Raw genomic sequence first — 13,149 nt, 5'->3', positions numbered from 1 at the left:
CCGGATACTGCCGCCATCAGCCCCGGTGTTCATCTTCTCGCAGGGAACCGGAGATCCCACCATCGACCAGTCTGTCCTCCCCGGGCAGAGCGATTTCACCGTTCACAGAAGCGAGGTTCTCGACAGATGCCCTTACGTACGCGACGCCCCTTGAAACGAGTGCTGCTGGCCGGAGGCATAGCAGCGATCCTCCTCATCTCCACGCAACCCGATGCGGTTCTGGCGGCAGAGACGCCTGAGTCGCCCGCCGGGGTTCGGGTCGACTTCGGCTCGACGGAAGGCCAACTGCCACGACCGGAGAAGCACAACAACTTCGGGAGCCTCAACTCATGGCCTCAGCAGCGTGCCGACGATGTTGCGTTCCTCAACAAGAAGGGGCTGCACGGCGAGATCTACCGCGTGTGGGTCAGCAGTCCGAAGGCGCCGCCGGAGAGCAACGTCTTCAACCTGTGCCACCTGGAGACGCAGTCCTGCGACCTGTCCATACTGGACGACTACCTCACCGACGCGAGCACCGTGTCCGATGAGCTGCTGGTGAATGTGAACCCCACGGCCTTCGTCGAGGGCAAGAAGCCCTGGAAAGACCTGGCACCGACGCTCGAGCTGATCATCCGCAGCCTCAAAGAGCAGTATCCGCGCGTCAAGTACATCGAAGCGTTCAACGAACCGGACTGGCAGTTCCACGGAGAGCAGCGCCACAACGGACACCCCGCGAACGAGACGACGTTGCAGCCCGACGGTCTGTATCGCTACTACGCGCCGTTCTACGAGGCCGTCAACAAGGTCAACAAGGGGCTGCGGCCTGCAGACCGGATCAAGGTCGGCGGGCCAAGTCTCTCCCTGATGGACCCCAAGTGGGTGAAGCCCTTCCTCGACGCGTACGCGGCAGACCGGAACCCGCGCAAGCGTCTGGATTTCCTTTCCTATCACTCCTACCTCGAGTGGGACGACGCCTATCAGGCGGCGAAGCTGTACAAGGACGACCTCCGAGTGGTGGCGTCACAGCGGAAGGTCCTCCGAAAATGGCTGACGGAGCGCCGACTCGACCGGCACCTCCCGGCCTTCATCACCGAAACAGGCATCTACCCCGGACCGAGCTACGACGACACCGACCCGAAGAAGGACTACATCCGGCAGGCAGCCGCCATGGCCACGTACGGCTACCTGTACGCGAACCAGCCCGACACTCACTTGTTCAACTGGAACGTCCGACACAAGGCCGAGGAACGCAAGGACCAGTTCGTGACCCGCACCCCGAACGGGCCGCTGAAGGACACCTTCACCCCCTACGGGAACATGATGCTGATGCAGTCCAAGATGAAGGACACCAGGGTGTCCGCCGTCGCGGAAGATGCTCTCGAAGGAGACAACGGTCTCTACACGATGGCATCGAAGGACCGCACGGGCGCGTCGCTCATGGTCTGGAACTGGCAGCACGTAGGCGACCGCAACTATCGGGCCACTGTCAACATGTCCCGGATACCGTCGGAGCTCCGACACAACCAGGTCCGCGAGCGCGTGTACCGGATCGACCAGACGACAAGCAACTACTTCGGTGACCCGGCCAAGGCCGACCTCCAACTGGTCGAGGAGAAGATCGTCAGGCTGGGCAGGACCTACACCGCGACGGTCGACCTCGCGCCCAATGCGATCTACCTGATTCTCCTCGAACGCGCCTGAAGAACAAGGATCGTCCTGAGGCGGCACCAGGGCCTCGCTCGGGCTGGTGGATCACCGCATCCACACCGCACGGAAGTGAGGCCCTGTTGATCTTCGGCCGACTCGGATGCCAGCCAGTGTTGCCGGGCCCGCTGTCGCCTTGCCCGGGTTCGAGCCCCACGCGCGGAATTGCGCAGGCGTAGTCTCCAGCCCGACGGCGCGTGGCAGGGACCAGAGCGGGGCGAGCGCTTGCCGATCCGAGAGCGCGTGTTCGATTCGCGTCACCCGCACCACGATGAAACCCCCAGGTCGAAGACGTGGGGGTTTCATCGTCACCTTCCAGAGGCCCGCCCCGGCCGAGACGCTCAGCGCGTCACTGGCGGCCGGTGCAGCGGAAGTTGGCGGCGTCGTTCGTGCTGCCGTGTCCGTCGTAGCGGGCTACGGCCGGCCACCGGCACAGCGGCCTGCTCATGGACCCGTTCTCGGCGCGCAGTGTGGTGGGGGCCTTGCCGTGTTCAACCCACTTCACCAGGGATGCCAGTGGGTCGGCCGGGGCGGCGCCGGAGCCGCCCCGGCAGTGGCCCACACCGGGGGCCGTGAAGAGGCGGGCGAACTGCTCGGTCTTCGCCCGGCCGCCCATCGCGGCGGTGACCTGCTCGTAGTACCTGATCGTTCCCTGGGAAGGGATCAGCTGGTCGGCCAGGCCGTGCCAGAGAAGCAGTTTGCCGCCGGCGGCACGGAAGGCGCTCAGGTCGGGGTCGTCCGTGCCGACCACGGGGCCCCACTCCTGACGGGAGCGGTCGAAGTAGTGGGTGAAGTTGGCCGTGGTCAGGCGGTGCCAGTCGAAAGACGGGTCCTTCGCCAGCCAGTAGGTGAACCAGCCCGACGCGAGGGGAGTCGGGACTCCGTCGCCGTTCGCGGTGGCGGCGAGTCTGGCGAACGAGGCGCCGGGCAGGATTCCGTACCACAGGCGGCGACCGTCCGAGCGTCGCGGCCCGTCCCAGATCTTTTTCACCACGGCCGCGTCCTTGGCCGTGATCGTGCCGCAGGGGGTCACGGTGCCGACCAGCGAGGTGGGGTTGAAGCGGCAGGTCCGGGGGTCCGCGATCACGCCATCGGTCACGCCATCGCGACTGTCGCACGCTTCTGTGACCGCCTTGTTGACCGCGTCGAACTTGCACGAGGGCACGAAGTCGTCGAGCTCGTGCATCACGACCTGGGGCCACATCGCCGCAGGGAGAAACCGGTCCGCCTGGATCGCCGGCGCGCCGGCCAGGATGCCGTCGTAGTCGCGGGGCTGGACCTGCGCTTCCTGAAGACCTTCCCTGCCGCCGTTCGAGCAGCCGTTCCAGTACGAGTAGGTGGGCGCCTTCCCGTAGAACGCCTGGGTGACGGCCTTGCCCTTGACAGTCGTCTCGTGCAGCGCACGCGAGATGAAGTCATTGATCAGGGACGCGTTCATGCCGGTCGGGGACCAGGCCCACGAGGCGTCGCTGGAGTCGGCGATATGGCCGGAGTCGGAACCCGCGGCGGCGTAACCGGTTTTCGCGGTGCTCTCCGTGTCCGGGATGGAGCCGTCGAAGCCACCGCCTCCCACGCCCTGGAAGCGCCCGTTCCAGGTGTCGACGGGCAGTGACACGCGCATGTGGATGTTCTGGGGAACCAGCAGTTCGACGTTGCAGATCACCGGAGTGGTGGTGGTCTGCGAGGCGCTGGTGACCGTTGTGCCGTCCGGGAAACGCAGATCCGTGAGGCTCTCGCAGGACCGGACCGGCTGGCCGGAGCCCACGGTGTCGGCTGCGCTCGCCCCGTGGACCGGCATAGCGCAGAGCCCTGCCGCGAGGATCAGAGATCCTGAGATCGCGAGCCGGCGTTGGACGGGGCCTCGCGGGGATGGTGCATGCTCGGCGCTGCCGGCTGAAGGCTTCCACTTCATGCCCGCTCACCTCCCTCTTTCTTTCTTAGCTGGGCGGATGGGGCCGGTCAGCGGTCGGCCGGCTCGTGGATGTCGGAGGGGATCGGGTCGGCGTACAGTGCGGCGATGTCCGCGCCGTACTTCTCGGCGACCTTCTGCCGCTTGAGCTTCAAGGTGGCGGTGAGTTCATCGCTCGTCGCGTCCCAGTACGCAGGAATCACCCGGAAGCGCTTGACCTGCTCCACGCGTGCCAGCCGGCTGTTGCCCTCGGCCACCGCGGCTCGCAAGGCGTCGATCAGCAGGGGGTTGCGGGCCAGGGAGCGCGGGTCCGGCTGCAGCCCGTACTCGGCGGCGAAGGCCGCTGCCGCCTCGGCGTCCAGGACGAGCAGCGCGGTGATGTAGGGGCGGCTGTCGCCGATGGCCACAACGGTGCCGATCAGGGGACTGGCGGTGGTGAGGGCCGTCTCGACCGTGACGGGCGAGATGTTCTTGCCCCCTTCGTTGATGATCAGGTCCTTCTTGCGGTCGACGATGGTCAGGTAGTCGTCCGCGTCGGACACGATGACGTCGCCCGTGTGGAACCAGCCGTCCCGGTCGAAGGCTTCGCGGGTCCGGTCGGGGTCGTTGCGGTACCCCTTCGCCACCGACGGCCCCCGCACCAGGAGTTCGCCGTCGGCGGCCCGGCGTGCTTCCAGGCCGGGCAGCAGCGTGCCGATGGTGCCGAAGCGTGCCTGCGCGGGCGGGCTGACGGCACCGAAGCAGCTCAGCTCGGACATACCCCAGCCCTCGCAGATGGGGACGCCGAGCGCCGCGAAGAATTCGAGGGTCGCCGGCGGCGTGGGTGCCGCGCCGGTCACCGCCCACCGCACCTGGTCCAGCCCCAGACGGGACCGTAGGGCGGACAGGACACCGGCGTCCGCCTCGGCATACGCGGCGGCGAGCTCGTCATCTACCGGCTTGCCCGCCTGCAGCAGGCGCGTACGCCTGAGGCCTGTCTCCAGCGCCGCCCCGACAGCTCCCCGCCGGGCCGCGTCCGGCTCGTTCTCGATACCGAGCTCCACGGCCTGCCTGATCTTGTTCCAGACCCTGGGAACAGCGCACCAGATCGTCGGCCGGCAGTCCGGCAGCGCCTTGCCGATCTCCTTGATGTCGGGCACCACCGTGACCTGCACACCGAAGATGGCCTGTGCGTACAGGCAGGTGAAGCGGTCGACGACATGCGCGGAAGGGAGGTAGGAGGTGGTCCGGTCGCCGAAGCGGAAGTCCAGTACCTGTGCCACTCCCGCGGCTTGGGCGAGCACGTTGGCGTGCGTGATCTCCACGCCCTTCGAAGGGCCGGTCGTTCCCGAGGTGTAGATCAGGGTGAGCACGTCGTCCGGCTGGACGGCGCGCCAGGCCGCGTCGAAGTCGAACGAGGTGTTCGCCCGGCCCCGGGCGCGGAGGATTTCCAGGCTGAGGGTGCCTTCCGTCGGCTTCGTCTCTTCGCCGTCCACCAGGATGAGGTGCTCGACGGCCACACCGGATTCTCGGACGACGGGGAGGTACTGGGCCTCGCACACCATCACCCTGCTTCCGGAATTGCGCAGGACGTGGGCGAGTTGGGCGGCCGGCAGGGTGTTGTAGACGGAGAACGGGATGGCGCCCAGGTGCTGGGCCGCGAGGTCGACGGGGAAGAACTCGACCCGGTTGGTCATCATCAGCGCGACGGTGTCACCACGCCCGACTCCGAGCCCGGCCAGGCCGGCCGCCAGGAGGCGCACGTCCTCGGCGAGGGCTCGCCAGGTGACGGTGCGCGTCGCGCCCACGGTGCGCAGGGCCACCATGTCGGGCGCGACGGCCGCCGTGCGCTGGAAGGCATCGCACAGCGTGGCGGGTATGGGGGTGGGGTCGGTCATCTGGCTCGGTTCCCGTCGATCGGCTCGTACCGGAACTCACGCTCGACAAGCCCGACGCGCACGCATACGGCGGCGCCGGCAAAGCCGCGGCGTGAGCGCCCGGGTTCGACGACGGCAACGCTAGGCATCCGTGGCGCGCAGGGCATCGGGCATGACACCCAACAAAGCGGCCGATGCGCTGTGATCGGATCACACCTCTGTGGAGGGAAGTGATCGGGTCTCCACCGGTTGAGGTGATCGGGTCACCCCCCGGAGCCCCGCCCGAGCAGTTTGATCGCGATCAGCAACTGCTGGAGGTCGGTGAGTCTGCGCAGGTCGCACCCCGTCCGTTCCTCGACACGAGCCAGACGGTGATGAGCGGTGTTGATGTGGACACCCAGTCGCTGGGCCGCGGCCTTCACGTTCAGATCGTTGGCCGCGTACTCCTCCACCGTTCTGATCAAGGTGCCGTCCGCCCTGGAGTCCTCGGTCACGAAAGTACGGAGCGCCGCCGGCACGATCCGTGCGGCGGTCTCGTCCGCTCGGAGCGTCAGATAGTCGAGCACGCTGAGATCGGACAGGCAGACAACACCACCCTCCGGCGGAAGAGTGCCCAGCGCGGAGACGGCCTCGTGGTACGCCTTCCCCAGGTCGATGACGGTGTCGTACCGCGTGCTGATGCCCACCGCCAGCCGTGTCCCCCGGTCGGTGAGCGTCCGCCAGGCCGTCCTCACGGGTTCCCCGGGCACGCTGCCGGCGCCCTCACGCAGGGCCCGCACGATCACGATCTCGTCCTGCCGCAGCACGGTCAGCGCACGAGCCGGGTCGCCTGTGGCCTGCCCCAGAAGCGAGGCGGCGGCGCGGAGGCTGTAGGGGTCGTCGACGGGACCCACGGGGACCGCGACCACCACGGCACACGCCGTGTCGGGATGCAGCCCGGCCTTCGTGGCCGCGGTCAGCCGTGGCCCCGGCGCCGGCTCCCGCCCCGCGATCAGGTCTTCGAGCAGGTCCCGACGCACCCGGTCGCCTTCCACGGCCAGGAACTGTTCCTCGGTCAGATAAGCCCGGGCGGCGACCGTACTGCCCCGGTTGATCAGTTCCATGACCAGTCCGCCCGCTTCCAGCGCAACGTCACGCCCGCCGGTCGTGTGCACCGCCCAGTCGGCGATCGTCTCCCACATCAGGCGGTGCGCGATGCGCAGCGCGTGCATGAAGTCGACGAGGGGCATGCCCTGCCGGGCCCGCCGCGCGGCATGCGGGCGGACGAACGCCACGTCGTCGTCCGTGACCGGACGGCCGCGGGCCAGGCTGATGCTCAGCGCGTCGACCGCCTCCGACACGTGGGCCACCACGTCGGCCAGCAGCGCTTCGTTCCTGAGGGCGGCATAGCCGGGAATCTCTGCCCGCATGGCCTCCAGAGCCGCCTCGGCCAGAGACTGCCGCTGAGCGGCGACGATGTCGGCCACCTCGCTGAGGGTGGCCACCTGACCTGATCGGCGCATCACGGCCTCAGCCTAGGGGAGCCACGGCGCCACTGCGCTGACAGATCACCGAGATGAACCGGCGCCCGGCAGGGCCCGACGCCTTGCGGGGGAGCATGCCGGCAGCGGCTCGCGCCTGGTCGACGAACGGATGCTGTAGCGGTTCACGGTCCCCAAGTCGCTGCGCGGCGACCTGACTCCTCGTGCGAACGGAGCCGACTGTCCGGGGTCACCATGCGGTCGTCGACCCTCCAGGAGGCGTGGAGCCAGCGGAGTGCTACCCGTCAACCGGCCGCACTGGCAGTCGGCACACCTCGCCTCGTAAGCGGCCTGCACCAGCTCACCACGATGACTGTCGCGCCGCCCCGGACGAGGCGATCCGGCAACTCCGGCTCGTCGGTGACCTCACATCCCCGACAGCGGCATCACCTACGTGATCAACCGCATGGAAGGGCCGTTCTGGTGCTCCGATCGGAGCCGTCGACGGCAGACGCCTGCCCCCTCTCTGCTGCGATCGCAGTAGACGCAAGTGTCTGCGAACGGCCAATGACGAGAGACCGGAGAACTGCGAGTGTTCGAGTGGGCCGTGATCGTCGGCCCGCACGCATGACAGTCCCCTGGAAAGGCTCGTCGATGTCCCCTCTCGCCCGCTGGTGCCACCGGCACCGGCTCGCCGTCGTCCTGGTCTGGGTGGGCCTGTTGCTCGCTCTCGGCGCCGGAGTCGGTGCGGCCGGCAGCGCCTTCGGCGACAGCCCCACCTCGCAGGACACCGACTCGGCCAAGGCGACGGCACTGCTCCGGCAAGCCTCCAACAGTGCGGCGGGCAAGAGCGGCCGGGTGGTCTGGCAGGTGAACGGCGGTGAGGTCACCGAGCCCGCCGCCAAGCAGGTGATGACGCGGACTCTGAAGGAGATAGCCGAGGCACCGGGCGTCGCCGAGGTGACCAGCCCCTATACACCGCTCGGCAAGGGACAGATCAGCAAGGACGGCCAGACGGCCTACGCCTCGGTCGCGTTCGACCGGGAGGTGGAGGACACCCAGGTCGACCACGTGAAGGAAATAGCCACCGGCCCGGCGTCGGGGACTCTGCACATCGCGCTGAACGGGCAGGCTTTCACCGTCAACCCCGCTCCCAACCCAGTCGCCGACGTCATGGGCATCGCCCTCGCCTTCATCGTGCTGCTGTTCGTCTTCCGGGCCGTCTGGGTGGCCGCGCTGCCAATCATCACGGCCATCGTCGGTGTCGGCACCTCCGCAGTCGCGGTAATCCTGCTCAGCCACGTCATCACCCTGTCCAGCACCACGTTGACCCTCGGTTCGCTGATCGGCCTGGGCGTGGGCATCGACTACGCGCTGTTCATCGTCAACCGGCACCGCACCAACCTCATGGCGGGCATGAGCGTCGCCGAATCGGCAGCCAAGGCCCTCAACACCTCCGGTCGGGCCGTGGTGTTCGCCGGGCTGACCGTCGTCGTCGCGCTGCTGGGCATGCTCACCCTGAACGTCGGCATCATCAACGGCATGGCGATCGGCGCGGCGATCACCGTCACACTGACCGTGCTGGCCGCCATCACCCTGCTCCCGGCGCTGCTCGGCATGATCGGCCCGCGCGTCCTCGGCCGCAAGCAGCGCCGCGAGATGTCCGGCTGGACCCGGCCGCGCTCCTCGGGCCGGGCCGGGCTGTGGGGCCGGTGGGCCGAGCGGGTGCAGGCCAGGCCCAAGACGCTGGCCCTCGTCGCCCTGGCCGTGCTCGCGGCGCTCGCGCTGCCGACGCTGTCGCTGCGTCTGGGCGCGTCCGACGACGGTAACCTGCCGACGACCTCGACGAACCGTCAGGCGTACGACATGATCGCCGACGGGTTCGGGCCCGGCTTCAACGGCCCGCTCGTCCTGGCGGTCCAGGCCCCCGACGCCGCCGGCAAGGCCGCCGAGAGGAAACTGGTCACCGCCCTCGAGAAGGTCGACGGTGTCGCCAGTGCCCACTCCGCGCCCATGAAGGACGGACAGACCGTCGGGGTGGTCTCCGTCGTCCCGACGACCTCCCCGCAGTCCGAAGCCACCTCCGACCTGATCCACCACCTGCGTGACGACGTGATCCCGCAAGCCGAACAGGGCACGTCGATGAAGGTCTACGTGGGAGGCGTCACCGCGAGCAACGACGACTTCGCCTCGGTCCTGATGGGCAAGCTGCCCGTCTTCGTGCTGGTGATCGCCGCGCTCGGCTTCCTGCTGCTGACCGTCGCCTTCCGCAGCCTGCTCATCCCGGCGGTCGGCGCACTGCTGAACATCCTCAGCATCGGAGTGGCCTTCGGCGCGATCGTGGTGGTCTTCCAGTACGGCTTCGGTGCCGGACTGCTCGGCCTCGGTGCCGGCGGACCGATCGAGTCGTTCGTGCCGATCCTGGTCGTCGGCATCATGTTCGGCCTGTCCATGGACTACCAGGTCTTCCTCGTCAGCCGGATGCGCGAGGAGTGGGCCCACACCGGCGACAGCCACCGCGCGGTCCGGGTCGGCCAGGCCGAGACCGGCAAGGTCATCGCCGTCGCGGCCACCATCATGGTCTGCGTCTTCGGCTCCTTCGTCTTCGGCGGCATGCGGGTCATCTCCGAGTTCGGCGTCAGCCTCGCGGTGGCGGTCGCTGTGGATGCCCTGCTGATCCGCATGATCGTCGTCCCCGCGCTCATGCACCTGTGCGGACGGGCCAACTGGTGGCTGCCCCGCCGGCTGGACAAGGCCTTGCCCAACGTGTCCGTGGAAGGCCCCGCCGACGAGCCCACGCATCCGCTGTACGCCGTGCGGGAACCGGAGTCCTCCGGCCTGGCCAACTGACCGTCACCACGACGGACCGACATCGCATGCGGGCCGGTGGAAGGGGGTGCCCTCGCCTTCCACCGGTCGGCGCTGCTTAGAGTGAGGGAATGGAACTGCCCATGGTGTGGCGACAGTGGCTGGCCCGTCATGACCGGATCAAAGACGCACTGCCGGCGGTACCGCTGATCGTGATCGCCGCGGCGGCGACTGCCGCCGTCGGCAAGGACGGCTGGCAGGAGCCTCGGTGGCACGAGGTCGTGTGGACGACGCTGTCGTGCGTGCCGCTGGCCTTCCGAAGCCGCTGGCCCCTGGGCGTCGCCCTCTTCACCCTGGCGGGTGACCTCACGCTGATGGCCGTAGCCTCACACATCTCGCCGGCCCCGGGAGCGAGCCTGATCGCCCTGTACACCCTCGCCCTCCTCGGCAGCCGACGCACCGCGTGGACGGTCGGGGTAGCCTCGGCCGTGGCGATCACCGGTGTCTACGCCGCCACCCACTCCGAGTCCCTGGTGGCGGGGGCCAGTCTGTTGCGGTTGGACTTCGCGATCGCGGCCACCGCGCTCGGCCGCACCGTCCGCAGCCGCCGTGAGAGCCTCGCGGCGGCCAGGGAACGCGTGGAACACGCCGAACGCACCCGGGAGGAAGAGGCCCGGCGCCGGGTCACCGAGGAACGCGTGCGCATCGCGCGCGATCTGCACGATGTCGTCGCCCACCACATCACCCTGGTCAACGCCCAGGCCGGTGTGGCCCACCACCTCATGCGCGCCAACCCCGACCAGGCGTACGAGGCGCTCGCTCACATCAAGGACAACAGCCGAGCCGCCCTCGACGAACTGCGCGCCACCGTCGGCCTGTTGCGCCAGCCCGACGACGCGCCGGGCTCGCGGGCCCCCATCCCGCGCCTGGCCGATCTCGACGCCCTCGTCACCGGCTTCGAGGCGAGCGGCCTGTCCGTGTCGGTGACCCGCACGGGCGGCCCCTCGCCGCTGGCGCCCGCAACCGACCTGACCGCCTACCGCATCATCCAGGAAGCCCTCACCAACACCCACAAGCATGCGTCCACCTCCTCGGCCTCGGTGGTCCTGGAGTATGGCGTGCACTCACTCCGGGTCACGGTGACGGATGACGGACGCCCGGGCGCGCCGAAGGGCGCGGGCACCGGCCACGGACTGATCGGCATGCACGAGCGGGCCACCGCCATCGGCGGTACCGTCACCGCCGGCCCGCGTTCCGAAGGCGGCTTCCAGGTCGTAGTCGAGTTGCCGGTCTCGCTCTCTCCCGCACCTGCCTGACACCCCGTGAGGAAACACCGCACATGACCATTCGCGTCCTGCTCGCCGACGACCAGGCTCTGCTCCGCGGCACCTTCCGGCTGCTCATCAGCGCACAACCGGACATGGAAGTCGTCGCGGAGGCCTCCGACGGGCGGGAGGCAGCCCGACTGGCCCGGTCCGAGCGCGCCGACGTGGTGGTGATGGACATCCGGATGCCCGAGGTCGACGGCATCGAGGCGACGCGGCTGATCGCCCAGGACGAGGACCTGGCCGGGGTCAAGGTCCTCGTCCTCACCACCTTCGAGGAGGACGACCTGGTCATCGAGGCCCTCCGGGCAGGCGCGAGCGGATTCCTGGGCAAGGGAGTCGAACCGGCGCAACTGCTCGACGCCGTCCGTCTGGTGGCCGGCGGAGAGGCGCTTCTCTCCCCGGCAGCCACCAAGGGCCTGATCTCCCGGGTTCTCGCCCAGCCCTCACCCGGCGACCTCGTCGACCCCCGTCGCCTGGCCACGCTGACTCCCCGGGAACGGGAGGTACTGGCACTGGTGGGCACCGGCCTGGCCAACGACGAGATCGCCGAACGCCTCTTCGTCACCCCGGTCACTGTCAAGACGCACGCCAACCGTGCCATGGCCAAACTCGGCGCCCGCGACCGGGCTCAGCTCGTCGTCATCGCCTACGAGACCGGCCTGGTACGCGCGGGGCAACGACAGGGCTGAGGCACCGGCCGGCCACGACCGGTTCCCAGGTCTCCCGGAGAACACGCGGGAAGGACGCGCCATCGGCACGTGCCCCTCAGCGGGCCGTCGGCCTTACTTCGGCTGCGCGGCGGCGAGCGCCGCCTCGGCCTTCTTGCGGTAGTTGGCGAGTTTCTCGGCGGGGGCGACGACCTGACGGCTGCGGGACTTCACGGACACGTCGTGGCCGCCCGCGGCCCTGCGCAGGGCTCCCACGGTCGCCTGTTCGCGGGGAACGTGGGCGAACGGGTCGAAGGAGTACCAGCGCATGGCGTTCTCGTGCGTCATCTTGTTGATGTCGTCGTCCGGCACGGAGTTCGCGGTCAGTACGTCGTGGAGCTCTTCGGGGGCGTTGGGCCACATCGAGTCGCTGTGCGGGTAGTCGGCCTCCCAGCAGATGTTGTCGATGCCGATGTCGTGACGGAGCCTCACCCCGATCGGGTCGCTGATGAAGCAGGTCAGGAAGTGCTCGCGGAAGACCTCCGAGGGGACCTTGCCGCCGAAGTCCTGGAGCGTCCAGGTCGCGTGCATCTCGTAGGTGCGGTCCAGACGCTCCAGAAAGTACGGGATCCACCCGGTGCCGCCCTCCGACAGCCCGATCTTGATGGCCGGGTACTCCTTGAGGACACGGGACCACATCAGGTCGGCCGCCGCCTGGACGAGGTTGATGGGCTGGAGGGTGATCATCACGTCCGGCGGGGCGTCGGGCGCGGTGATGGCGAGGCGGCCGGAGGATCCGATGTGCAGGTTCATGACCGTGCCGCAGTCGGTCAGCGCCCGCCATACGGGGTCCCAGTACTCGGAGTGGAAGCTGGGGTAGCCGAGCGGGACCGGGTTCTCCGGGAAGGTGAGGGCGTGACAGCCCTTCTCGGCGACGCGCCGGATCTCCTGGGCGCACAGCTCGGCGTCCCAGATGGCCGGGAGGGCCATGGGGATGAAGCGGCCGGGGTGGGCGGCGCACCACTCGTCGATGTGCCAGTCGTTGTAGGCGCGCACCAGGGCCATCGAGAAGTCGGAGTCCTCGGTGGCGAACAGCCGGGCGGAGAAGCCGGGGAAGGAGGGGAAGTTCAGCTGGGCGAGGACACCGCCGGCGTTCATGTCGGCGACGCGTTCGTCGACGTCGTAGCAGCCGGGCCTGATCTCCTCCAGGCCCTGCGGCTCCATGCCGTACTCCTCCTTGGGACGGCCCGCGACCGCGTTGAGCGCGGCGTTGCCGATCCTGGCGTCCCGGAACTGCCAGACGTCGCTGCCGTCCTCGCGGTGCACCAGCCGCGGCGCGTCCTTCTTGTAACGGGCCGGCAGGTGGTTGGCGAACAGGTCCGGCGGTTCGATGATGTGGTCGTCGACGCTGATGAGGATCATGTCATCGCGGTCCATGGGACTCCTTGTGGCTGTGGG

The 13,149-nt window shown here is 68.8% G+C and carries 8 protein-coding genes; 4 read left to right on the top strand and 4 right to left on the bottom strand.

Annotated elements, in window-relative coordinates; genetic code table 11:
- Positions 1-150 precede the first annotated feature (150 nt).
- Positions 151-1,680 (top strand): hypothetical protein, encoded by a 1,530-nt coding sequence (locus C6376_RS36600; RefSeq protein WP_159083366.1) that lies wholly within the window; start codon positions 151-153, stop codon positions 1,678-1,680.
- Between the two features lie 352 nt (positions 1,681-2,032).
- Here the strand turns inward: C6376_RS36600 and C6376_RS36595 are convergent, their stop codons facing one another.
- From C6376_RS36595 to C6376_RS36585, 3 genes are all read right to left on the bottom strand, one after another.
- A complete protein-coding gene (locus C6376_RS36595) occupies positions 2,033-3,481 on the bottom strand; it encodes a tannase/feruloyl esterase family alpha/beta hydrolase (protein WP_159083365.1) in 1,449 nt (482 codons plus the stop codon).
- Positions 3,482-3,642: 161 nt separating this feature from the next.
- Positions 3,643-5,469: an AMP-binding protein gene (locus C6376_RS36590; protein WP_107447339.1), complete on the bottom strand. Its 1,827-nt coding sequence runs from the start codon at positions 5,467-5,469 to the stop codon at positions 3,643-3,645.
- Positions 5,470-5,711: 242 nt separating this feature from the next.
- Complete coding sequence (locus C6376_RS36585) at positions 5,712-6,950, bottom strand: CdaR family transcriptional regulator (RefSeq protein ID WP_254076444.1); 1,239 nt, start codon at positions 6,948-6,950, stop codon at positions 5,712-5,714.
- 612 nt (positions 6,951-7,562) lie between these two features.
- On the opposite strand from C6376_RS36585, the gene C6376_RS36580 reads away from it, so the two are divergent.
- The 3 genes from C6376_RS36580 (at position 7,563) to C6376_RS36570 (ending at position 11,733) form a co-directional block, all read left to right on the top strand.
- Positions 7,563-9,758 (top strand): MMPL family transporter, encoded by a 2,196-nt coding sequence (locus C6376_RS36580; protein WP_107447337.1) that lies wholly within the window; start codon positions 7,563-7,565, stop codon positions 9,756-9,758.
- Between the two features lie 89 nt (positions 9,759-9,847).
- Entirely contained in the window at positions 9,848-11,032 is a 1,185-nt protein-coding gene (locus C6376_RS36575; protein WP_107447336.1) for a sensor histidine kinase, read from the top strand.
- 23 nt (positions 11,033-11,055) lie between these two features.
- On the top strand, positions 11,056-11,733 hold the full coding sequence (locus tag C6376_RS36570) for a response regulator transcription factor (RefSeq protein WP_107447335.1): 678 nt from the start codon (positions 11,056-11,058) through the stop codon (positions 11,731-11,733).
- Between the two features lie 93 nt (positions 11,734-11,826).
- Here the strand turns inward: C6376_RS36570 and C6376_RS36565 are convergent, their stop codons facing one another.
- Positions 11,827-13,128, bottom strand: a complete 1,302-nt coding sequence (locus C6376_RS36565; protein WP_107447334.1) for an amidohydrolase family protein — start codon at positions 13,126-13,128, stop codon at positions 11,827-11,829.
- Positions 13,129-13,149 lie beyond the last annotated feature (21 nt).

The sequence above is a fragment of the Streptomyces sp. P3 genome, assembly GCF_003032475.1.
Lineage (GTDB): Bacteria > Actinomycetota > Actinomycetes > Streptomycetales > Streptomycetaceae > Streptomyces.
Note: the sequence above shows the minus strand (reverse complement) of the source record. Positions and strands in the feature narration are given on the sequence as shown.